Annotated in this window: 20 protein-coding genes; 12 read left to right on the top strand and 8 right to left on the bottom strand. The window is 67.6% G+C overall.

All coding sequences use genetic code 11. The features are described from left to right. Positions 1-43: 43 nt before the first annotated feature. The 5 genes from C5O79_RS00215 to C5O79_RS00195 all read right to left on the bottom strand — a co-directional run bounded on the left by C5O79_RS00215 (position 44) and on the right by C5O79_RS00195 (position 4955). Entirely contained in the window at positions 44-1000 is a 957-nt protein-coding gene (locus C5O79_RS00215; RefSeq protein ID WP_047853280.1) for a transporter, read from the bottom strand. A 36-nt stretch (positions 1001-1036) separates the two neighbouring features. Beyond that, positions 1037-1564 (bottom strand): flavin reductase family protein, encoded by a 528-nt coding sequence (locus C5O79_RS00210; protein WP_047853281.1) that lies wholly within the window; start codon positions 1562-1564, stop codon positions 1037-1039. Positions 1565-1569: 5 nt separating this feature from the next. Next, positions 1570-2808: a styrene monooxygenase/indole monooxygenase family protein gene (locus tag C5O79_RS00205; protein WP_047853282.1), complete on the bottom strand. Its 1239-nt coding sequence runs from the start codon at positions 2806-2808 to the stop codon at positions 1570-1572. 70 nt (positions 2809-2878) lie between these two features. Beyond that, the gene (locus C5O79_RS00200) at positions 2879-3667 is read right to left on the bottom strand and encodes an SDR family oxidoreductase (RefSeq protein ID WP_047853283.1); all 789 of its coding nucleotides are present in this window, start codon (positions 3665-3667) and stop codon (positions 2879-2881) included. Between the two features lie 40 nt (positions 3668-3707). Next, positions 3708-4955 carry a dienelactone hydrolase family protein gene (locus C5O79_RS00195; RefSeq protein WP_047853284.1) on the bottom strand — a complete coding sequence of 416 codons (1248 nt, stop codon included), beginning with the start codon at positions 4953-4955 and terminating at the stop codon, positions 3708-3710. A 353-nt stretch (positions 4956-5308) separates the two neighbouring features. On the opposite strand from C5O79_RS00195, the gene C5O79_RS00190 reads away from it, so the two are divergent. Together C5O79_RS00190 and C5O79_RS00185 are read left to right on the top strand one after the other, a co-directional pair. Then, positions 5309-6334 (top strand): AraC family transcriptional regulator, encoded by a 1026-nt coding sequence (locus tag C5O79_RS00190; protein ID WP_122477921.1) that lies wholly within the window; start codon positions 5309-5311, stop codon positions 6332-6334. 133 nt (positions 6335-6467) lie between these two features. After that, positions 6468-6998, top strand: coding sequence for a GNAT family N-acetyltransferase (locus C5O79_RS00185; protein ID WP_046546955.1), 531 nt, complete (start codon positions 6468-6470; stop codon positions 6996-6998). A 30-nt stretch (positions 6999-7028) separates the two neighbouring features. Here the strand turns inward: C5O79_RS00185 and gcvA are convergent, their stop codons facing one another. Next, complete coding sequence (gene gcvA / locus C5O79_RS00180) at positions 7029-7907, bottom strand: transcriptional regulator GcvA (RefSeq protein WP_046547364.1); 879 nt, start codon at positions 7905-7907, stop codon at positions 7029-7031. 125 nt (positions 7908-8032) lie between these two features. On the opposite strand from gcvA, the gene argH reads away from it, so the two are divergent. The 8 genes from argH to C5O79_RS00140 all read left to right on the top strand — a co-directional run bounded on the left by argH (position 8033) and on the right by C5O79_RS00140 (position 17880). Then, positions 8033-9466, top strand: coding sequence for an argininosuccinate lyase (argH, locus tag C5O79_RS00175; protein ID WP_046546954.1), 1434 nt, complete (start codon positions 8033-8035; stop codon positions 9464-9466). Next, positions 9460-10353 carry an amino acid ABC transporter permease gene (locus C5O79_RS00170; protein WP_081421341.1) on the top strand — a complete coding sequence of 298 codons (894 nt, stop codon included), beginning with the start codon at positions 9460-9462 and terminating at the stop codon, positions 10351-10353. Before argH ends, C5O79_RS00170 begins: the two co-directional genes overlap by 7 nt. Continuing rightward, positions 10350-11153, top strand: a complete 804-nt coding sequence (locus tag C5O79_RS00165; protein ID WP_046546953.1) for an amino acid ABC transporter ATP-binding protein — start codon at positions 10350-10352, stop codon at positions 11151-11153. The genes C5O79_RS00170 and C5O79_RS00165 overlap by 4 nt, the downstream gene beginning before the upstream one ends. An 83-nt stretch (positions 11154-11236) precedes the next feature. Beyond that, entirely contained in the window at positions 11237-12070 is an 834-nt protein-coding gene (locus C5O79_RS00160; RefSeq protein WP_122477919.1) for an ABC transporter substrate-binding protein, read from the top strand. Positions 12071-12077: 7 nt separating this feature from the next. After that, positions 12078-12950 (top strand): polysaccharide deacetylase, encoded by an 873-nt coding sequence (locus C5O79_RS00155; RefSeq protein ID WP_122477915.1) that lies wholly within the window; start codon positions 12078-12080, stop codon positions 12948-12950. Next, entirely contained in the window at positions 12947-13855 is a 909-nt protein-coding gene (locus C5O79_RS00150; protein WP_046546951.1) for a polysaccharide deacetylase, read from the top strand. Before C5O79_RS00155 ends, C5O79_RS00150 begins: the two co-directional genes overlap by 4 nt. Continuing rightward, positions 13852-15237, top strand: a complete 1386-nt coding sequence (locus tag C5O79_RS00145; protein ID WP_122477910.1) for an MmgE/PrpD family protein — start codon at positions 13852-13854, stop codon at positions 15235-15237. The genes C5O79_RS00150 and C5O79_RS00145 overlap by 4 nt, the downstream gene beginning before the upstream one ends. Positions 15238-15687: 450 nt before the next feature. Then, positions 15688-17880 (top strand): TonB-dependent siderophore receptor, encoded by a 2193-nt coding sequence (locus tag C5O79_RS00140; RefSeq protein ID WP_131931040.1) that lies wholly within the window; start codon positions 15688-15690, stop codon positions 17878-17880. A gap of 21 nt (positions 17881-17901) precedes the next feature. Here the strand turns inward: C5O79_RS00140 and C5O79_RS00135 are convergent, their stop codons facing one another. Further along, positions 17902-18708, bottom strand: coding sequence for a response regulator (locus C5O79_RS00135; protein ID WP_046547361.1), 807 nt, complete (start codon positions 18706-18708; stop codon positions 17902-17904). Here C5O79_RS00135 and C5O79_RS00130 point away from each other — a divergent pair. Next, positions 18703-18888 carry a hypothetical protein gene (locus tag C5O79_RS00130; RefSeq protein WP_124473757.1) on the top strand — a complete coding sequence of 62 codons (186 nt, stop codon included), beginning with the start codon at positions 18703-18705 and terminating at the stop codon, positions 18886-18888. The genes C5O79_RS00135 and C5O79_RS00130 overlap by 6 nt on opposite strands. Positions 18889-18978: 90 nt before the next feature. Here the strand turns inward: C5O79_RS00130 and C5O79_RS38345 are convergent, their stop codons facing one another. Then, complete coding sequence (locus C5O79_RS38345) at positions 18979-19185, bottom strand: hypothetical protein (protein WP_163009067.1); 207 nt, start codon at positions 19183-19185, stop codon at positions 18979-18981. 656 nt (positions 19186-19841) lie between these two features. Between C5O79_RS38345 and C5O79_RS00125 the strand changes: the two genes are divergently transcribed. Then, complete coding sequence (locus C5O79_RS00125; RefSeq protein WP_122477905.1) at positions 19842-23456, top strand: YadA-like family protein; 3615 nt, start codon at positions 19842-19844, stop codon at positions 23454-23456. Positions 23457-23524 lie beyond the last annotated feature (68 nt).

The raw sequence follows: 23524 nt of genomic DNA, 5'->3' as shown, positions 1-23524 counted from the left end.
GCCGAGCGGCGGAGCGCCGGGCCCGTTCAGCCGGCCGCGGCCGTCACTGAAAGTGATGCACGTACCGCAGCACCAACCGCGTGCCTTGCGGCCGGTTCCGCGCATAGGTTTCGAAGTACGCGTTGAACATCAGGTGATCCTGCTGCGAGAAGCTGACCATCGCCCCGGGGCCGATCGCGAACACGGCCTCGCGCGTGCCCGGCACGTCCTGCCCGTTTTCCTTCATGTCGGTGGTCTGGCGCAGCCAGTAGCCGTTGAGCCCGAGCCGCAGGCCGGGGCGCACTTCGTACTCGGTCGCGAAGTTCGCGTGGATCGCCTGGCCGGCCTGCGTCGACGACACGTCCGGCCCGAGCGACGTGGCCGGCTGGTGGTTGGTCGCGTTCCACAGATAATGCAGCCGCCACGACACGGTCCATTTGGGCGTGAGCCACAGCGTCGCCGCCCAGTACGGATCGAACGACCAGACGTGGCTGCCGGGATTGATCGCCCGCGACGGGTCGTACGCGCCGGTCGGCGCGATGAACTGGAATTCCACGCGCTGCGCGAAGCGCGGGCCTTGCGCGCCCATCACCGGGTCGAACTGGATGAACGGGCCGATCAGCAGGTCGCCGAAGCCGGCACGCGCATTCAGCGCGACGTTGCCGATGCCGTCGTCGGTTCGTGCGGACGCGATCCACGGCAGGATCACGTCGAGACCGGGATGCATGCCCGCGAACGCCAGCGGCGACTGATAGACCAGCTGGCTCAGCCCCGCGAACAGGTCGATGTCCTGCTTCGGCAGCCCGACCTTGTTGCCCGCATTGTCGTTGACGCGGCCGGCCGTGTAGTACTGCAGGTACTGCGTGCCGTACCAGCCGGAGCCGGCCGGCGGCATCCCGTCGAGGAAGCTGGTCATGCCGAGATTGACCGCCGGCAGGTCGGCTGCGCCGGCCGGCGCGCCTGCGGCCATGCCGGCGATCGTGAGGCTTGCGACGACGAGCACGCGAGAGCCGAATTTCATGTTCACCACCTCCTGTTGATTTATTGGTATAACTAATCAAATGACACGAAAAAGATCGGGATGATCGGCGATCGCGCGATACTGGCCGGCGTGGAACACGAGCGGCGCCTTTCCGAACGTGTCGAACTGTTCGATCTGGCCGATGAAGAGCAGGTGATCGCCGCCTTCGTAATGGCCGACGTTGCGACACACGAAGCGCGCGCTCGCGCCGTCGAGGCAGGGCACGCCGCCGGTTTCCGAATCCACGTGAAGCACGCCGTCGAACTTGTCGGCGCTGGGCGTCGCGAAGCGGCGCGACAGGTCGATCTGGTCGTGCGCGAGGATGTTGATCGCGAAATGGGTGGCCGCGACGAAATCCGGGCGGCTCGGCGCGACCTTGCGCAGGCTCCACAGCACGAGCGGCGGATCGAGCGACAGCGACGAGAACGAATTGGCGGTGAGGCCCACCTTGCGTCCGTCGGGCGCGCACGTGGTGATCACGGTCACGCCGGTCGGGAATTGCCCGAACGCGGCGCGCAACTGCAGCGGGTCGAGGGCCGGGCGATCGGTAGCGGTCGTTTCCATGCCGGTTACTCCGTGCGTGCGCTGTGTTCGCGGATCATCGCCGCGCAGGCCGACGGCTCGAACCACCACGGCGAGAAGCGGCGCGGATCGTCGAAGCCGTCGACGATCGCCGCGGCGAGCGTCGGCAACTGGCCAGCCGCGCCGAGCAGCTCGAGGATGTGCGGCGGTGGCGGCGTGAGCAGCGAGTTGGTCCAGCGCACGACATGCTGCGCATACGCCCAGTAGCCTTCGAACGTCTGCTGCATCCAGTCTTCGCCGAACGGTGCGGCGTCGCGCGCGACGATCGCATCGAAGTACGCTTTCGCGCATTTCGCGGCGTTGTTCGATCCCTGGCCGGTGATCGGATCGTTGACGACCACCGCATCGGCCATCCCGAACACCGTGCGGCCCGACGGCAACCGGAAGAACGGCTTGCGCACCGTCGGCGCGAAGCGCCCGGACAGCGTGCCGTTCGGATCGGTGAGCTCGACGTCGCGGCAGCGTTCGAATTCCCACGGCACGTACTGCTGCAGGAACGACAGGCTGCGGTCCAGATGCTGCTCGGGCGTCTTCACGTCGGCCCAGCAGTCGAGCGGGCCGCCCGGAATGCCTTCGAACACCATGATTTCGCACGGGCCCGTCGTGGTCAGCGCGGGGAACACGAAGTACTCGCCGATGCCCGGCAGCAGGTTGAAGCGCACGCGCGAATACGGCTGGCTCGGCGTCATCCCTTTCACGTAGGTAAGGGCCAGCGCGCGTTGCGGGCGGTCGAACGCGCTGCGTGCGTCGTCGCGGCCGAGCAGGTTGACGATCTCGCCCTTGCCGGCCGCGAGCAGCACGAGGTCGTGGCTGCGCGCCAGTTCCTCGAGTTCGGGCACGCCGATGTCGGCAATGCGCACATCCGCGCCCCGGCGCTTCACGCCGTCGAGCCAGTCGGCCATCTTCACGCGCTGATCGACCGACTGCGCGTAGCGGGTCAGCCGCGACGACCAGTCGATCACCTTGCGGCCGTTGCCGTCCGGATGCGGCACCGCGATGCCGATCCCTTCGACGGACGGGCACGCTTCCTCCCAGGCGTTCAGGCCGAGGTCGCGCTCGATCTGCAATGACGTGTGGAACATGCACTGGCTCGACATGACCTTGCCGGTGCGGATCTGTTCGGCGTCGCGGTTGGTCGCGAGCGTGACGTGGTAGCCCTGGTCGAGCAGGGCGAAGGCGAGTTGCAGGCCGGACTGGCCGGCGCCGACGATGGCGATGCGTCTCATGGGTATGTCCTTGGTTGGCCGGATGCCGGCCGGAATCGAAATGATTGCGGGAAGCGGCGGTGAGGGACGGTCACTCCGCGAGACGCGGAATGGCCGGCGCCGCCTGTTCGGGGCCCATCGCGGAATAGCCGCCATCCACCGCGTAGTCGGCGCCCGTCACGAAGCTCGCCGCGTCGCTGCACAGGAACGTCACGACCTGCGCGACCTCCGACGGATCGCCGACCCGGCCGAGCAGGTGGAACGGCGCGGCGACGCGATCGGTCTTCGCACGATCGCCGTGCGTCAGCTCGTCCATCACGCGCGACCACGTCCAGCCCGGCGACACCGAGTTGACGCGAATGCGGTCGGGCGCGAGATCCATCGCCATGCTGCGCGTGAGCTGGCGGATCGCCGCCTTCGACGTGGGGTACAGCCAGCGGCCGGTTTGCGCGCACTGGGCCGAGATCGAGCTGAAGTTCACGATCGCGCCGCCGCCGCGCCGGACCAGGTGCGGGTGCACGGCCTTGGCGAGCATCGCCGCCGACACGACGTTGACGTCCATCGCGGCGAGCCAGTCGTTGCGGGTCGCCTGGATCCCGTTGTCGACGTAGCTGCACGCGAGGTTGACGAGCACGTCGATCGCGCCGAACCGCTCGACGATGGCCGATACCGCGTGCTCGATCGCGCGATCGTCGGTGATGTCGAGCGCGACGAACATCGCCCGTTCGCCGAGCGAATCGGCCACGCGCGCGCCGTTCTCGGCATCGAGATCGAGGATCGCGACGCACGCACCGGCGCGGCTCAGGTCCTGCGCGACCGCGGCGCCGATCAGCGTGGCGCCGCCGGTGACGATCGCGACTTTGCCAGCAACGGCAGTCATGGGGTCTCTCCGGAAATCGTGGGGTGAGGGAAGGGCCGCGTCAATGCGCACCCGCCGATGGTTCGCTGTCCTGCCAACGGTGCATCAGGCCGTTCGACGGCACGGTTTCGTCGAGCAGCTTGCGGGCCGTTTCGACACCCGCGACCGGCAGGCCGGCCGGATCGAGCAGGCCGATCTGCACGAGCACGCTCGCCTGGTCCCAGTAGATGTGCTCGTGATAGAGCTTGTCGCCGCGAAACTTGACGATCGCGACGAGCGGAATCTCGACGCGCTTGCCGGTCGGCGCGACGCCCGGCAGCATCCAGTCGATTTCGGTGGTGTGCGTGAAGCAGAACAGCAGCTCGTCGACGATCTGGCTCGCGCCGACCGTGCGCGAGATCGGCGTGATCGTCGTGTCCGGCGGATTCGCATGCACGAAATGATGCGTGTAGAAGCGCTTGAGCTCGTCGTAGCCGACGCCGCCCGTCAGCGTCGGAATATGGTTGACGTACGGTTCGGCAACCATCGTCGCCATCGTGGCGTCGACGTTGCGCGTGTCGAATTCGTGTTTCAGATGCGCTTCCCACAGTGTGGACAGATCGTAGTGCGGGCCGAGCGCGGCACGGAACGCGGCGATCGCGCGCTGATGGGCCATGATCGCGGCGGCCTTGTCGAAATGATCGCCGCCGGCGCGTGCGAACGCGTGATCGACACCGGGATACACATACACCTCGACGCCGTCGTGCCCGGCGAGCGCGTCGGCAATGCGCTGCTGCGCGTCGGGCGGGCAGAAGCGGTCCTGCCCCGCGATCTGCAGCACGAGCCGGCCGTGCAGGTGCGACGCCTCGCCGAGCGCCTGCTCGATGCCCACGCCGTAGTAGCTGACCGCCGCGGCCACGCCCGGCAGCCGGCATGCGGCGAGATACGCGAGCTTGCCGCCGAGGCAGTAACCGAGCACGCCGGCCTCGCCCGTGCATTCCGGCAACTGCCTGAGCACCGCGAGCGCGGCGCCGATGTCCTCGACGCCCTTGTTCTCGTCGTATTCCTGATAAAGGGCCATCGCGCGTTCCATGTCGGCGGCCGTGTAACCGAGTTCGATTCCCGGCGACTGGCGCCAGAACAGGTCGGGTACGAGCACCGTATAGCCTTCCTCCGCGTAGTAGTCGGCCGCTTCCCGCATCGTCGCGTTCGCGCCGAAGATCTCGTGGCACAGCACGATGCCGGGCCCCTTGCCGGCGGCCGGCGTGCTCAGGTACGCGCGAAACGTGCCGCCGTCCGGCGACGGAATCTCGATGTGACGTCCTTGCATGTGTCCCTCCATTCCAGTTTTTTGCTGCGACGGGCCCAGTATTGGCGGACGAAATGGGCACTTCTATCCGCTTTCTTCGGCCGGTATCCGCGAATTCCGGAAACCTGGGAAACCGGCCGCCGCGCGTGGGCGGGCGCGCGGCTGACTGCGGGTATGTGCGGATGCGGAAGGCCCGCACAGTTTTCTACGATGCGCGAACGGTCCGCTTCTTGCGTTGTTTGCGCGGGACTTGCGTGCTTTGGCGGCCGGACTGTCCGGATACTCCGGGCGCTATCCGGATCGTGCGGCGAATGCCCCCATACCGGGAACGCATGCACGACGCGAGTGCAACCGAGCATGACGGGAGAACATCGATGGCGCAATTTTCCGGAACGGGCTGGCTGCCGGATACGGCCTGTTTCAATCACGACAACCTGCTGCTGCAGTCGAACGACGTCGACGAGGTGCGCGCACGCGTCGCCGACGTCTTCAAGCCGCACCGGCTCACGCCGACCGGCGAATCGCGCGCGCTGCACAGCTGCATGCATCACGCGCGCTGGGGCAACCTGTCGTTGAACCTGCTCGATTATGGCGGCGGCGTCAGCATCGAGCCCGGGCCGCTCGAGCACTTCTTCCTGTTGCAGATCCCGCTGCGCGGCGACGCGGAGATCGAGTGCGGCTCGGCGCGTTTCGTGTCGTCGCCGGGCACCGCGTCGCTGATCTCGCCGACGCTGTCGCTGAAGATGCGCTGGGGCGACGCGTGCCCGCAAGTCATCCTGCGCATCGAGCGCGAAGTGATGGAGCGCCACGCGCAGCGGCATTTCGGCGACGACCGGCGCGCGCCGGTCGAATTCGAGCCGGAATTCAGCCTGTCGTCGTCGCAGGGAACGTGTCTGATGCAGATGCTGCCGATCCTTGCCGGCGCGATCGCGACGGATGCGCATCCGCTGCGTCATCCGCTCGCGTTCGAGCAGCTCGAATCGACGCTGCTCAACCTGCTGCTGCACGGCCACCCGAACAGCGCGCGCAACGGCACGCGGCATCTGCCGGTCGCGATTGCGCCGTTCTACGTGCGGCGCGTCGAGGACTACATCCGCGCGCATCTCGACGAGCCGCTGACGATCGAACGGCTCGCCGAACTCGCGGGCGTCAGCCCGAGCACGCTGTTCGCCGGCTTCCGCCATCGCCACGGGATCACGCCGATGGGCTTCGTGCGGCAGTTGCGGCTGCAGCATGTGCGTGATGAACTGCTGGCCGACGCGGCGCCGGGGCACGCGTCGGTGACGGACATCGCGATGAAATGGGGTTTCGCGCACCTCGGGCGGTTCGCGATCGAGTACAAGCGGGCATTCGGCGAATCGCCGTCGGCGACGCTCAGGATGCGGCGCGCGCGGGGTTGACGAAGGAAACGGCGGGCACGTTCGGCGTTCCCGGCCGCCGGCGATGAGCGGTGATCGACATCGCTGCACGGATCGCGGACAATCCGCGATGCACGCCATACCCCCATCGCCACGCTGCCCGGGAGAGTTTTCGATGACTGGCATCACCATCCGGTCCGCCCATCTCGACGATGCGCAGGCGATCGCCGATTTTCACGTCAAGGTCTGGCGGCATACCTACAGGGATCTTGCGCCGGCGCAAGCGTATGCCGTCCTCGACGAACGCTATCGCGGCAGGAAATGGCAGGAAAAGCTGTCGTCGAACGACGCGCACCAGCTCGTGCTGGTTGCGGAGATCGACGGCAGGATCGTTGGAATCGGCGCGGCCGGCACGCCGTCGGAACCGATCTTCGGCGGCCGCGGCGAGATCAAATTCCTGTATGTCGATCCCGGGTACAAGCGGCGCGGCATCGGCCGTCAGCTGCTGGCACGACTGGCGATGCACTTGAGCCGGTCGGGCTACCGCGGCGCCGCGTTGAGCGTCGTCACCGGAAACGACACCGCGATCGCGTTCTACGAGGCGCTGCACGGCCGGTTTGCCGGCGAGACCATCGATCCGGGGCCGGTCTGGCGGTCGCACAACATCGTGATGGTGTGGGACGACCTGGCGAGTCTCGCGACCTGAGTCCGCGCTCGCGTCGCGTCGCGACGCACATCACGCGAGGCGCGCGCGCAGCCACGACGTGAACGCGGTCACGAGCGGCGAGTCGGCCAGCTCCTGACGCGTGACGAGATAGTAAGCATGACGTGACGGCACCGTGGCGCTGAACGGCCGCACGAGCGTGCCGTCGATCAGGTCGTCGCGCACCGACAGGCTGTCGCCGAGCGCCACGCCTTGCCCGTGCACCGCGGCTTCGACGCCGATGTGCGCGTTGCCGATTTCGAGAATGCGGATGCCCGGCAGCTGGTCGGCGTTCGCTTCCGCCAGCCAGCGCATCCACGAACCCGCATGCTCGCAGAACAGCGTGCGTCCCGCGAGATCCTGCACCTTGCGGATCGCATCGGGCCCGTTCATCAAGGCGGGGCTCACGACCGGAAACAGCGCCGGATGCTCGAGCAACTCGACGTGCCGGTTGCGCCAGTTGCCTTCCCCATAGCGAATGCAGACGTCGACGTCCGGCGAATAAATCTCACGCTCGTCGTTCGACGGAATCACTTTCAGGTGGATACCCGGGTAGCGCTCGAGAAAATCGCCGATGTGCCTGGCGAGCCAGCGCGACGTCAGCGACAGCGGCGTCGACACGACGAGATCGCCGGCGGCGGCCGGCGAATCGAGCCTGACGGTCGCGTTCGCGATCATGTCGAACGCCGTGCCGACCGGCTCCAGCAGCGCCTCGCCTTCCGGCGTGAGCTTCACGCGCGCCTTTGATCTGACGAAAAGCGCGACGCCGAGCGTGCTTTCGAGAATCCGGATCTGGTGGCTGACCGCGCTCGCGGTCACATGCAGTTCGTCGGCGGCGGCCGACACGCTGCCGCGCCGGGCGGCGGCTTCGAACGCGCGAAGCGGGTTCAGCGGGGGCAGGCGGTTGCGCATCGGCAGGCACGTCGAACGACGCTGTGCTGAGAAAAATTTCATTTAAGCGGATTCAATTTCTCGCTACAACAAAAAAATTGAATGCCTACAGTGGGGGCAATCCAACCGAGTCGAGGTCGACCGCAATGAGCCTTACCGAACCGATCGAACGCCTGTGGGGCGGCCGCTTCCAGTCGCAGCCGTCCGATGCGCTGCTGAACCTGTCCCGCTCCGATCCGAGTTTCTTCCGTCTCGTGCCGTACGACCTGGCCGGCTCCCGTGCGCATGCGCGCGAGCTGAATCGCGCAGGCATCCTGAGCGACGACGAGTTGGTGCAACTGCTGGCCGCGATGGACGGCGTCGCACGCGACTACGCGGCCGGCGCGATCGCGCCGTCGCTGGCCGACGAGGACGTGCACACCTTCCTCGAGCGCGTACTCACGCAGCGGCTGCCGGCGCTGGGCGGCAAGCTGCGCGCCGGGCGCTCGCGCAACGACCAGGCGGCGAACGACCTGCGCCTGTACCTGCGCGACAAGGCGCGCCAGCTGGTGCGCGGTGTGCTCGACCTGCAGGATGCGCTGGTCGGCCAGGCGAGCCGGCACGTCGATACGGTGACGGCCGGATTCACCCACCTGCAGCCGGCGCAGCCGATCGTGTTCGGCCATCAGTTGCTCGCGCACGCGCAGTCGCTGTATCGCGACGCCGACCGCCTGGTCGACTGGGACCGCCGCACCGCGCGTTCGCCGCTCGGCGCGGCCGCGCTCGCCGGTTCGGCGATCTGCGTGCGACCCGAGCTGTCCGCGCAGGAGCTCGGTTATGACGCGCCGTGCGAGAACTCGATCGACGCGGTGGCCGCCCGCGATCACGTCGCCGAATTCTCGTTCGTCACGAGCATGCTGGCCGTCAACCTGTCCCGCCTGTCGGAAGAAGTGATCCTGTGGACGTCGCGACAATTCCGCTGGGTGGAACTCGACGACGGCTATGCGACGGGCAGCTCGATCATGCCGCAGAAGAAGAACCCGGATATCGCGGAACTCACGCGCGGCAAGGCCGGGCGCCTGATCGGCAATCTCACGGGCCTGCTCGCGACGCTGAAATCGCTGCCGCTCGCGTACAACCGCGATCTCGCGGAAGACAAGATCGCCGCGTTCGATGCGATCGATACGCTCGAGCTCGTGCTGCCCGCGATGGCCGGGATGATCCGCACGATGCGCGTGAACGTCGACGAGATGCGTCGCCAGGCGCCGCTCGGTTTCACGCTCGCCACCGAAGTCGCCGACTGGCTGGCGCTGACGGGGGTGCCGTTCAGCGAAGCGCACGAGATCACCGGCGCGCTCGTGCGTGCGTGCGAGCGGGACGGCATCGAGCTCGCGGACGCGAGCACGGCACAGCTGCAGGCCGTCGACGCGCGGCTCGCGCCGGCGGTGCGCGCGCATCTGACGCTCGATGCGGCCGTCGCGGCCCGCGGCGGTGCGGGCGGCACGTCGCCCGCCCGCGTGCGCGAGCAGATCGGCCGCCTGAGCGAAGCAATCGAACGCCAGGCCGCGTGGGCGGCCGACTACCGGGGGCCGTCATGCTGAGCGCGTCCGATTCCAGCCGTCTCGACCGCGCATCCGTGCCTGCCGGCCCCGCGGCGGACGATACCGCCGGCCTCGTGCGCGTGCGCCGGCGCTACTGGGGCCGCTATGTCGCATCGATCGCGATCATCGCCGCGCTCGCCTACGTGGTCGCCGCGTTCGCGCGCGGGCAGATCGAGTGGCGCGTCGTCGGCCAGTTCCTCACCGCGCATTCGATCCTGACGGGGCTCGGCAACACGATCGTGATGACCGTGCTCGCGATGACGCTCGGCGTCGTGCTCGGCGTCGTCACCGCGGTGATGCGGCTGTCGTCGAACCCGGTGCTCGGCGCGATCGCGCAGGGCTACATCTGGCTGTTCCGCGGCACGCCGGTGATCCTGCAGCTGCTGCTGTGGTTCAACCTCGCGCTGGTGTTTCCGACGCTCGGCATCCCCGGCATCGCCGAATTCCGGACCGTCGACGTGATGACGCCGTTCCTCGCGGCAGTGCTCGGGCTCGGGATCAACCAGGGCGCGTATACGTCGGAGGTCGTGCGTGCGGGGCTGCTGTCGGTCGACACCGGCCAGTACGAGGCCGCGAAATCGATCGGCATGGCGCGCCTGCAGGCGCTGCGCCGGATCATCCTGCCGCAGGCGATGCGCGTGATCGTGCCGCCGATCGGCAACGAGCTGATCGGCATGGTCAAGCTGACGTCGCTCGCGAGCGTCGTACAATACGCGGAGATGCTGCACAACGCGCAGAACATCTATTACGCGAACGCCCGCGTGATCGAGCTGCTGATCGTTGCCGGCATCTGGTATCTCGCGGTCGTGACCGTGCTGTCGCTCGCGCAGGCGCGCGTCGAACGGCGCTACGCACGCGGCGCGGGCCGCGCGGCAGGGCGCAAATGAACGATACGATCCTCAATCATCGGGAGAACGTCATGACGAACGCGGTCGTTCGCGCGGTCGACGTGCGCAAGTCGTACGGCGATTTCCAGGCGCTGCACGGCATCACGCTCGACGTTGCGCCGGGCGAAGTGCTGTGCATCATCGGGCCGTCGGGCTCGGGCAAGAGCACGTTCCTGCGCTGCATCAACCAGCTCGAGACGATCAGCGCGGGCGCGCTGTGGGTCAACGGCGAGCTGGCCGGCTACCGGCGCACCGGCGACCGCCTCCACGCGCTGTCGGAGCGCCAGGTCGCGCGCCAGCGGCTCGCGACCAGCATGGTGTTCCAGCGCTTCAACCTGTTTCCGCACAAGACCGCGCTCGAGAACGTGATCGAAGGCCCGGTGCAGGTGCTCAAGCGCCGCCGCGCGCAAGCCGAGGAGGAAGCGCGCGCGCTGCTCGCGCGCGTCGGGCTCGGGCACAAGTGCGACGCGTTTCCGGTCGAGCTGTCGGGCGGCCAGCAGCAGCGCGTCGCGATCGCGCGGGCGCTCGCGATGCATCCGCAACTGATCCTGTTCGACGAACCGACGTCGGCGCTCGACCCCGAACTCGTCGGCGAAGTGCTCGCCGTGATGCGCGATCTCGCGAAGAGCGGGATGACGATGATCGTCGTCACGCACGAGCTCGGGTTCGCGCGCGAGGTGGCCGACCGCGTCGTGTTCATGGACGGCGGCCGGATCGTCGAGAGCGGGCCGCCCGACCAGGTGCTGTCCGCGCCGACGCAGGCGCGCACCCGCGAGTTCATCTCCGCCGTGATTGCATGAACGGGCCGGGCCCCCGAACGATCGAGCCGTCAACGAGAGCGGCGCAGTCCCCCCATGACTTCATTACGACAAGGCGACATCCCATGAAAGCATCCGTCCTGACCCGCACGCTGGCCGCCGTCGCATTCGGCGCGCTCGCGCTCCACGCGTCGTATGCCGCCGCGCAATCCGCGAGCGCGAAACGCACGCTGAACGTCGCGATCGTGCCGAACTATCCGCCGTTCGAGTACAAGGACCCGGCAACCGACAAGCTGGCGGGCTTCGACGTCGATCTCGGCGAGGCGCTGGCCGCGAAGATGGGCGCGAAACTGAACTGGGTCGAAACGAGTTTCGACCAGATGATGAGCGCGGTTGCCACGCAACGCGTCGACATGATCCTGTCCGGCATGACCGACCTGCCGACCCGCCGCGATGCAGTGACCTTCGTCGACTACATCGAGACAGGCCCGCAGTTCTATACGCTGAAGGCGCGCGCCGGCGAGTTCGCGCAGATGAACGCGCTGTGCGGCAAGCGCGTCGGGTCGAGCCGGCGCACGTCGTTTCCGGACAACACGACTGCGTGGAGCGCGGAGAACTGCGTGAAGGCCGGCAAGCCGGCGATCGTCGTGGTGGGCACCGACGGCTCCGCGGACGCCCGGATGCAGCTGCGCCAGAACCGCATCGACGCGGCCGTGCAGGGCGGCGAGACGCTGCCGTACCAGAACGGTCTCGAACAGAACGCGTATGCGCCGGTCGGCAAGCCGTTCCTGTCGCAATACACGGGTATCGGCGTCGCGAAGGGCAATACGGCGCTGAGCAGCGCGCTGACGACGGCGCTCAACCAGCTGATCGCCGACGGTTCGTACCAGAAGCTGCTCGCGAAGTGGGGGCTGCAGGAGCACGCAGTGGCGAAGGCGACGATCAACGCGACGCGCTGAGCGCGAAATGACGGGCCTCGCTCCCCGCTGGCCGGACGCGCAGCGCGCATGCGTCGCGCTCGCGTTCGATCTCGACGGCCCGACCGGCGACGCGATGCTGAACGGGTCGATCTGGCGCAACCCGGCCTATTTCACGCTCGGCAGCTACGGGCCGTGGCGCGCGCTCGGCCGGTTGCTCGATGTGCTCGCGTCGTTCGACCTGCCCGCGACGTTTTTCGTGCCCGCGTGGATCGCGCAGACGTGGCCCGCGCAATGCGCGGCGATCGTCGAGCGCGGCCACGAAATCGGCTATCACGGCTATCGGCACGAAGCGTTCTGGACACTCGAGCCCGAGCGGCAGCGCGAAATCATGGCACAGTCGGCCGACGTCTTCGCGCGCACGCTCGGCGTGCGGCCGGTCGGGTTTCGCACGCCGTCCGGCGACTGGAGCGACGCGACCGTGGCCGTGCTGCGCGAGGCGGGCGTGCGCTATTCGAGTTCGATGCGCGGCGACGACCGGCCCTACCTGCTGCACGACACGGACGGCGCGCCGCCGCTCGTCGAGATTCCGGGCCGCTGGGAGACCGACGATTACGCGTCGCTCGCGTATCACCGCAACCCCGACTATCCGGCCGGGCTCGACCGGATCGCCGGTTACGGCGCGACACTTGACAACTGGACGCGCGAATTCGACGGCGTGTACCGTGAAGGGCTGTGCCTGACGACGCTGCTGCATCCGAAGGTCTGCGGCAAGCCGGGGCGCATCGCGCTGCTGGAGGCGTGGTTCGCGCACATGCGCGCACGGGATGGCGTATGGTTCGCGCGCTGCCGCGAAGTGGCCGACTGGTGGCTCGCGCAGGCCGCGCGAGATGCACGACCGACGCAACGGAGCAACGCGTGACGAAATTGCCTGCATGGCCGGGCGGCGCGCGCTGCGCGGTCGCGATCACGGTCGACTTCAACGACATTCATGGCATCCAGACCCGCGAGCCGCGCATCGTCGGCCGCGAGAAATCGTTGTCGGTGTGGCGCTACGGCGCGACCCGAGGCGTCGACCGGCTGCTCGCAACATTCGACGCATTCGGCGTGCCGGCAAGCTGGTTCGTGCCCGGCGTCGTCGCCGACACCCACGGGGCCGCGGTGCGCGAAATCGCGGCGGCCGGCCACGAACTCGGCGTGAGCGGTTATCGCTGCGAGGATTTCGATGCGCTGCCGCTCGCCGCGCAGGTCGATGCGTGCCGCGCCGGGCGTGCCGCGCTGGCGGACGCGACCGGCCGCGACGTGGAAGGGTTTCGCTCGTTCACCGGCAACTGGGCCGACGGTTTCGCGGATTTTCTCGTCGCGGAAGGCTTCACGTGGTCGTCGTCGTGGCGCGGCGACGATCGGCCGTACGTGCATCCGCGCGGCGACGGCAGCACGGGAGGTGCGCGGCTCGTCGAACTGCCGCTCCACGACGAACTCGACGACGAGCCGTACTTCGCGTTCAACCTGTCGCCGCCCGTGCCTGCCGGCCAGCCTCGCATCGCCGCCTATCGCGACGTGCTCGACAACTGGCTGCGCGACGTCGACGGGTTCCGGCGCTTCGGGCTGTGCTGCGTGCTGCGCCTGCATCCCGAGATCATCGGCACGGCGGCGCGCATCGAGCTGCTGCGGGCGTTGCTGGCTCACCTGCGCGACGCGGGCGACGTGTGGTTCGCCACCGGGAGCGACATCGCGCGCTGGTGGCGTACCCAGGCGCCCGTCAATGAACCGGGCCATCCGGTCGACGTGTTCGCGCACTGCGTGGCCGAGGCGTCGGCGAGATGACGACGGATGCGCAAACGCGCGCGACGCGGCTCGCGGCATTCGTCGCGCAGACAGACGCCGACGCGTTGCCGGAGGAAGTCGTCGCGAAGGCCAGGCGTCACGTGCTCGACACATTCGGTGCCGCGCTGGCCGGCACGTCGGCCGTCGAGACACGCATCGCCCGCGCGCTGACCGGCGACACCGCTCACGGCGGCGCATCGCTCTGGGGCACGCGCCGGACCGCCGGCGCGCGTGACGCGGCATTCGTCAACGGCATTGCCGCGCATGCGCTCGAGCTCGACGATTCCGGCGGCTGCGACCATTCGGGGGCTGTCGTGCTGCCTGCCGTACTCGCCGCGCTGTCGTGCGCCGGCCGTCCGGTGACGGGGCGCGAATGCGTGGCGGCGATCGTGCTCGGCTATGACGTGGGGCGGCGCGTACTCGAGGCGGCCGGCGGCTACTCGGTCCACAACGGTGCGGGCTGGCACTCGACCCTCAGTTGCGGCGTGTTCGGCGCGGCGGCCGCCAGCGCGCGCGTGCTCGGGCTCGACGCCGCACGCACGCGCGATGCGCTTGGCCACGCGGCCAGCTTCTCCGGCGGGCTGTGGGGCTTCATCCACGACGGATCGCAGACGAAGCGGCTGCACGCCGGGCGCGCAGCGGAAGGCGGCGTGCTCGCCGCGCTGCTCGCGCGCGAAGGCGTAAGCGGTCCGGCCCGCGTGTTCGACGACGTATGGGGCGGCTTCTTCAACACGTTCGCCGCGCAGTCCCGTGTGCCCGACGCGTTGACCGACGGCCTGGGTGTGCGCTGGAAGCTGATGCGCTGCTCGATCAAGCCGCATGCATCGTGCCGCAGCGCGCATGCAGCCGTCGACGCGGCGCTGCAGCTTGCAGGCGGCCGCACGCTGGACGCGGGCGAGATCGAGCGGGTGGTCGTGCGTGCGAGCGCGTTCGTGGCACGGATGTGCGGCGGCCGCGACCTGTCGACGCTGTCGTCCGCGCAGATGAGCCTGCCGTACGCGGTGGCGGCGGCACTCGCGTTCGGCGATACGGGGCTCGGCGTCTATCGGGACGACCGGCGCACCGATCCGCGCGTCACCGCGCTGCTCGCGCGCATCGAGATCGACGTCGACCCGGCGCTCGGCGATCTCGACGAACCGACGGTCATCCTGTGCCGCGCGAACGGGATGCGGGAATCGCGTCATGTTCCGATCGCACTCGGCGATCCGCGCAATCCGCTGCCGGATGCGGCGCTGCTGGCGAAATATCGTGCGCTCGCGAGCCTGGCGCTTGACCGTGCGCGCGTCGATGCGTTGAGCGACCTGTGCCTGTCGCTGGACCGGCAGGCGGACGCGCGCGTGCTGAACGCGCAACTCGCGGGCGATCGGGACAGCCTCGATTGAATGTGCCGGTGGGTTCCGTGCGGTCGCTGCGGGTGCCACACTCTCGCGAGAAGCTGCCGGCCGACGATATCGCGACGTCGGGCGCGCACGGCCCGCAACGCTCGGCGAAGCCCGGTGACGCGTGCAGGGCCGTGCATCCCGCGGCCGCTCCGGTGGCGCACGCAATCCGGCGTCTCCGTCTTTCATCCGCCTTGCCTTGCCTGGCGAAAGCCGTACGGATCGATGCCGAACCGGCTCCGCTTTTCACGCACCGAACGCCGGCGCATCTTTTTTGAGACTGCGCCACGTTCGCCCGGTATCATCGCTGCGCTCGTGAACGACGCCATTGGCCGGTGCATGCCGACTCGCGCGCAACCAGCATCGCAGGCTTGACAACACAGGGCGGACGCCGGCGGTGCGTCGCGCCGCGATCGGGCCGATTCGGCCACCAGCACGACGGAGCATGGAACGATGGTAACGGGGACGGGTGCGGCGCGACGCGCGAGGGCGGTCGCTGCCGGGAGCGCGTGGGTCATGGCGGCGGCAGGCGGCGCACACGCGCAGGCATCGGGGGCGGCAGCCACGCCGCCGGCCGGCGCGGCGGCGGCGGTGCTGCCGGCAATCGACGTGACGGGGAAGGGCGACCGCGCGTCGAGCGGGCTCGTCGGGCTGCGCACCACGGCCGGCACGAAGACCGACACGCCGGTGGCCGAGATCCCGCAGACGATCAATCTCGTGACCGCGCAGCAGATCGAGATGACCGGCGCGACCGACCTGAACCAGGCGCTGCGCTATGTGCCGGGATTTGCCACGTTCGGCGCCGACAGCCGCACCGACTGGTATGCGGCGCTGCGCGGCTTCACGCCGACGCTGTACGTCGACGGCGTGGCCGCGCCGAATACGGCCGTCATCGCGAACTGGCGCGTCGACCCGTACACGATCGACTCGATCGCCGTGCTGCGCGGGCCGACGTCGGTGCTGTACGGCGCGGGCGAACCCGGCGCGATCGTCGATGCGCACACGAAGCTTGCCGACGGCGAGCGCGTCCGCGAAGCCGGCGTGCAGATCGGCAACGACGCGCGCAAGCAATTCATGCTCGACGTCGGCGATGCGCTTGACCCGGACGGCCGCTATGCGTACCGCTTCGTCGGCGTGGCGCGCGACGGCAACGCGGTCACCGGCCCGAACGGAGACCGGCGCGTCGCGCTGGCGCCGTCGTTCCGATGGCGGCCGAACGCCGATACGTCGCTGACGCTTTCGGCGACCTTCCTGCAGGACAGCAGCGACATTTCGTCGAACTTCCTGCCCGCGTCGGGCACGGTGCTGCCGAACCCGAACGGCCGGCTGTCGCAGGACATCTACATGGGCGCCCCCGGGTTCAACGACTACCGGAAGAAGCAGTGGTCGCTCGGCTACGCGCTGGAGCACCGCGTGAATGCGATCTGGTCGCTGCACCAGGACGTGCGCTGGTCGCACCTGTCGCTCGACGACGCGACGGTGTTCGGTATCGGCTTCATGCCCCGCAGCAGCACCACCATGATGCGTTATGCGGGGCTGTTCCAGCTCAACTACAGCCGGTTCGACATCGACAACCACGCGCAGGCGCGCTTCGGCACGGGGCCGCTCGAACATATGCTGCTGCTCGGCGCGCAATATGACCGGCAGACGACGACCAACAGCGTATGGCTCGCGCTGGCGCCGTCGCTCAACCTGTATCGCCCCGTCTACCGGCCCGTCACGGACGCGATTTTCTCCGGCCCGACGTCGCTCGGCCACGTCGACCAGTACACGGCGATGAACGTGTTCGGCGTGTATGCGCAGGACCAGATCCGCTGGAAGCGCTGGACGCTCACGCTCGGCGGCCGCGAGGATTTCGTCAATGCGCGGTTCGACGACCGGACGGCCGGCACGCAGGCGCAGCAGGACGTCAGTGCGTTCTCCGGGCGCGTCGGGCTCACCTATCAGGGCGACGCCGGGCTGTCGCCGTACGTGAGCTATTCGACGTCGTTCGATCCCGTCATCGGCGTCAGGATGTATGGCGGCGGCATGCCCAAGCCGACGCGCGGCAAGCAGACGGAAGCCGGGCTGCGCTGGCAGCCGCCCGGCAAGAACCTGCTGCTGAGTGCGGCCGTCTACCAGATCGACCAGACCAACGTCGCGACGCCGACACCGGTGAGTCTCGACCCGACCGGCACGACGTCCGTGCAGACCGGCAAGGTGCGCTCGCGCGGGATCGAGCTGAGCGCGGTCGGCAAGGTCACCCGCGAGTTGTCGGTCGTCGCGTCGTATGTGTATCAGGACGTCAAGAACGTGCAGGCGAACGACGCGTCGTTGAACAACTGGCCGGTGGCCGTGCCGCTGCCGCGGCAGATGGCGTCGATGTGGGCCGACTGGACCTGGCGCACGGGCGCGCTGTCGGGCCTCGGGATCGGCGGCGGCGCGCGCTACCAGAGCGCGTCGGCCGGCGCGCCCGACAACTCGCTGACCGTGCCGAGCGTGACGCTGGTTGACCTGGCGCTGCACTACGAGATGCCGCACTGGCGGTTCGCGCTGAACGTCGCGAACCTGTTCGACCGGCGTTATGTCAGCGGCTGCCAATCGTACGCCGTCTGCGTGTTCGGCAACGAGCGGACCGTGCTGGCCACCGCGAAATACGACTGGTAATCGCGAACGCGCGGAACGGCCCTATGCGTCGCGTTGCGGCTCCCGGCGCGCGGCGCGTTCGCCGGCGTGACGCTGGCGTCGCCACTCGGTCGGCGTGAGGCCGAAACGCTCGCGGAATGCGGTCGCGAAATTCGCCGGTGTGGAAAAACCGATTTCCTTCGCAATGCTGGCAATGCTGAGCGACGTCGAATCCAGCAGGTCCTGCGCGATCCGCAGCCGCTCTTGGCGCAGATACTCGAACACCGTCTGGCCGAGATTGTCGCGAAACGCGCGTGACAGCCGCTTTTCATGCGTGCCGACCGCGCGGGCCAGCTGCTCCACCGTCGGCGGATCGTTCAGCGTTCGTGCCAGGTGGCGGATGGCCGCGCGCACGATGATGTCGTCGTCCTTGCCGGCCACGAACGGGCTGTCCGTGTCGACGGGCCGCTCGCGCTTCTCCCGCGCGAGCTGCACGCGAATCCGCGCGAGCACTTCGGCGGGCTCGAACGGCTTCACCACATAGTCGACGCAGCCGATGTCGAACCCCTCGAGGCGCTCGTGCAAGGCGCCGGCCACGGTCAGGAAGATCACCGGAATCGCGCACGTCAGCGGATCGGCGGCAAGCAGCCGGCACGCGGTGAAGCCGTCCATGCGCGGCATGCGGACATCCATCAGGATCAGGTCGGGCAGGAGCGCCTGCGCGCGCTGGCACGCCTGCAGCCCGTCGGATGCAATGCTGATCCGGCACCCCGTGCCGCGCAGGATGTCGATCAGCAAGCGAAGCTGGTCGGGCTGATCGTCGACGATCAGGATATGGGCGCCGCCCAATGCGGAGGTCGATGGATGCATCGTGCACCTGTTCTGGAATGGCTGCTGGCTGCGTTCCTGCGGGTGGCCGGCCCGGTTCGGATCAATCGTCGGAAGCTGCTCCATGGCGACGTACAAGCGCATCGATATTCGGATTTCACCCGACGACATGACGGACAACCGGTCGGCGTAATGCCCGGCATGGCGGGTTCCGATCACTGACCCGGTAAAGGCGCCGAGCGTTGTCGCCGTCGCGCGCTGAAAGGTGCGCGCCCGCCGGGATCGATGCGAGCCGAATTGTAGGAGCATATTTCAATTCTCGCCAGACGCATTGGCTCTATTTGCTTCATGCCGTTTTTCGGATGCTTCATCGTATATCGTGATTTGTGTTTGCAGTACCGCACGCCGATGCCTGTCCATTTCCGCCATTTCAATTTTCGTCGCCACATGCAATCGCGCAGTTCCGCGTTTTTTCTGGAAAAACCTTGCGGGGAATTTTTCTTTAATCCGCCTCAGCAAAGATTTTATCCTCCCGGTAAAACATCTCGATTAATTGCGATGGCGCGAAATCGTTTGCGAGATACGTGTTTTTGTTGCAACTCATTGAATATATTGAATTTTACAATCTATAAAGAATGTCGACTTCAGTAATTTTAAATCGTGTCTCATAATTCGTCCGAACTTTGAGCGCAGGGTTGCACCGAGCAGCACAAGGCACGGCGGGTTGTGACGGACGTTGTGCGATTCGGGTCCGAAGCATCAATTGATGTGACTCCGGGCGCATGTCCGTTGCGCGCAAGCGCGAATCCGGTTGCCGTGGATGAAATAAAAGAAGCGGGGTTGGTCGCGGTCGGCGCGACATCAAATCAGGGGTGTCCATAACGGCGGGTTGAATCTCCGGATTCAGTCGCTGGGCGAATTCGCCCATATAAAACGATATGCATTCCTAATGCACTGCATGAATTAACGGAACGGGCCGTCACGCGAACGGCGTGCCCGCGCTTTCGAACGTCCCGTCGCCACGGTCGGACGATGCGTGTCGCCTCCGGCACGCTCGGGCCAGGCACGGGAATCGGGTTCCGCACTGAAGTCGCAATCGCAATCGCAGGTGAAGTCTTCAATAAAAGTAAGTAGTCCGTATCCAAACCAAACGCTACAAAACGGAGCAGAAGACCATGAAGAGGAAGCAGATTTCGGCGTTTGCCGCCGCCATGTTCACGGGTGCAGGTGTCCTGATCTCGGGCGCCGCGCATGCGGACAATTTCGTCGACCGCGGCAACCCGGACAACGCGCTGAACGGCCAGTGCATCGACGGGACGAACCCGCTGTGTGTCGCGACCAAGAGCGGGAGTTACGTGGCAGTGAGCACGACAAACGTCAAGATGGGCACGAATGCCAAGGCAGGCACCAGCGGGATCGCGATCGGCGACCAGTCGAATGCAAGCAGCAATGGCGGCACCAGCAGCGGCGGTGCGATCGCGATCGGCGTCGGTTCGCAGGCGCTGGCGAACTCGGCCACGGCCATCGGCACGGTAGCCGTCGCGCAAGGCAACACGGCGCTCGCCATCGGTCGCCAGTCGGCCGCGGTCGGTGATTTCTCGATGGCGCTCGGCAACGTCGCCGATGCGCACGGCACGAGCTCCATCGCGCTGGGTCACTCGGCCCTCGCCAGCGGCGATCGCTCGGTTGCGATCGGCGGTGCCAACCCGACGTCGAGCGACGGCGTGTCGGCCGGCGCGTCGTATGACGCAGCCACCCAGACGCGCGCCGGAGGCACGCAGTCCGTGGCGATCGGCGCAGGCGCGCAGACGAACGACAACAACCAGGTGGCGATCGGTTCGGGCAGCGTCGGTGCGAACAATGGCGGCACGCCGGTGTTCGGCGGCACGGCCGCGCCGGTTGGCGGCGCGGTGTCGTTCGGCTCGATCGGCAACGAGCGCCAGCTCAAGAACGTCGCGGCAGGCGCGGCCGATACGGACGCCGTCAACGTCCAGCAGCTGAAGAACGTGAACGGCACGCTCAGCACGAGCATCGCCACGGTCGATGCGCGTGTGACGTCGGTCGGCGATTCGCTGTCGACCACGATCTCGAATGTCGACCAGCGCGTGACCAGCGTCGGCAACAGCCTCAGCACCAGCATCGTGACCGCAACGAAGAACGTCGTGAAATACACCGACGATTCGCATGCGGCGATCGCACTCGACGGCACCAATGGCACGACGATCAACGGTGTCGCGGCTGGCGTCGCCGATACCGATGCGGTCAACGTCGGCCAGCTGAAGGGCAGCGTTGCACCGCTGCAGACGTCCATTTCGACGGCGTCGTCGAACATCACGAACCTGCAGACCAGCGTCACCGGCATCAACGCGTCGCTGAGCACGGCAACCACCAATATCAGCAACCTGCAGGCAGCCGACGCACGCAACGTGAAGTACGACGGCCAGAGCGGCTTCGACTCGGTGACGTTCGCCGGCACGAACGGCACGACGCTGCACAACGTCGCAGCCGGCGTCGCGAACACCGATGCAGTGAACGTCGGGCAACTGAACGGCGGCCTGTCATCGCTCAGCACGAGCGTGACGAACAACATCAGCACGACGCTGGGCAACCTGAGCACGTCGATCACGAACCAGATCGGCAACGCGACGAAGAACGCCGTGCAGTACGACGATGATGCGCACAGCGGCGTGACGCTCGGCGGCAAGGGCGCGCAGTCACCAGTCGCGCTGCACAACGTCGCGGACGGTGTTGCCGCAGGCGACGCCGTGAACGTCGGTCAGCTCGGCAAGGCGACCGACACGCTGAACCAGTCGATCACGAATGTCGGCAACAGCGTCACGACGCTCGGCAACCAGGTGACGACGAATACGGGCAACATCGCGGCCCTCCAGCAGGACGCACTCCAGTGGAACGCGACCCTCGGCACCTACGATGCGAGCCACGGCGGCAACGGTCCGCAACGCATCGGCAACGTCGCGGCCGGCAAGAACGGCACGGACGCGGTCAACGTCGACCAGTTGAACGCGGCGATTCAGGACGGCACGAGCCAGCTCGACGCGCTCGCGGTGAAGTACGACGACGCGAGCAAGAAGCAGGTTTCGCTCGGCGTGGGCAACGGCGGGAGCCCGGTGCACCTGACCAACGTCGCGGAAGGCAACGTGGCGGCCGGCAGCACGGATGCGGTGAACGGCGCGCAACTGCGCCGCTCGACCGACGGCACGGCGGCCGCGCTGGGCGGCGGCGCGACGGCGAATCCGGACGGCTCGATCAGCGCGCCGGCCTATAAAGTCGGCGGCGGCTCGTTCAACAACGTCGGCGACGCGCTCACGAACCTCGACGGCCGCGTCGGCAGCAACACGACGACGCTCGAGAATCACGAAACGCGCATCGGCAACGCCGAAACGAACATCGCTGGCAACACGGCCGCGATCGCCGGGCTGCAACAGGACGCACTCCAGTTCGACCCGAAGGCCGGCGCCTACAACGCGGCGCGCGGCGGCGCACCGACGAAGCTGACGAACGTGGCCGACGGCAACATCGCCGCGGGCAGCACGGACGCGGTGAACGGCGGCCAGTTGTCGGGCGTGAAGTCGTCGCTCGAACAGCAGATCACGCAGGTGTCCAACCAGGCGGGCGAGGCCGTGAAGAACGTCGTCAAGTACAACGTCGACACGAACGGCAACCGGCTGAATTCGGTATCGCTGGTCGGCGGCGACACGAATGCGGCCGTCGTGCTGAAGAACGTCGCGGCGGGTACCGACGATACGGACGCGGTGAACGTGAAGCAGCTGAAGGGCGTGCAGTCGAGTCTCAACCAGCTCGGCGCGCTCGCGGTGCAGTACGACGACAGCTCGAAGAGCTCGATCACGCTCGGCGGCGCCGGCGGCACGCGCATCACCAACGTGCAGGCAGGCACGCTCAGCGCAACCAGCACGGACGCGGTGAACGGTTCGCAGCTCAACGCGACCAACCAGCAGGTTGCGAAGAACACGACCGACATCACGAACCTGCAGGGGAACGTGACCAGCATCGCGAACGGCAAGGCCGGCCTCGTGCAGCAGCAGGATCCGAACGGCGCGATCACGGTCGGGAAGGACACCGGCGGCACCAGCGTGAACTTCTCCGGCACGTCGGGCGACCGCGTGCTGACCGGCGTCGCGGCTGGCGTGAACAACAACGACGCGGTCAACATGGGCCAGTTCAACAATGCGTTGAAGAACGTCGCGGCCAACGATCAGATCCGTGCGGCGGTGACCGATGCGAACACGTCGTGGATCGCGCGTGCCGATGCGGGTTCGATCGGGTCGACGGCAACCGCAACCGGCAAGAACGCGGTGGCGGTCGGCCAGGGCTCCGTCGCCGATCGCGACAATTCGTTCTCGGTCGGCGCGAAGGGCAGCGAGCGCCAGGTCACGAACGTCGCGGCCGGCACGGCGCCCACCGACGCGGTGAACGTGCAGCAGCTGAACGACAACCTGTCGGCCGCGTCGAATCAGGCGAAGGGCTACACCGACCAGCGCATCGGCCAGGTGTACAACTCGTTCAACGACCTGAAGAAGGACATGTACGGCGGCGTGGCATCGGCGATGGCCGTGGCCGGCCTGCCGCAACCGACGGGCGCGGGCCGCTCGATGGTTTCGGCGGCGACGTCGAACTATCACGGCCAGCAGGGTTTCGCCGCCGGGTATTCGTACGTCACGGAAAGCAACCGTTGGGTCGTCAAGGCGTCGGTGACGGGCAATGCGCGTTCGGACTTCGGTGCGGTGGTGGGCGCGGGTTACCAGTTCTGACGTCGTCCGCGCAGCATCGATTGACCGGTGGGGCCGGGCATCGGTCGTGATGTCCGGCACTGGCGGGA

It is taken from the genome of Burkholderia sp. SRS-25, from assembly GCF_004343765.1.
GTDB lineage: Bacteria > Pseudomonadota > Gammaproteobacteria > Burkholderiales > Burkholderiaceae > Burkholderia > Burkholderia contaminans.
Note: the sequence above shows the minus strand (reverse complement) of the source record. Positions and strands in the feature narration are given on the sequence as shown.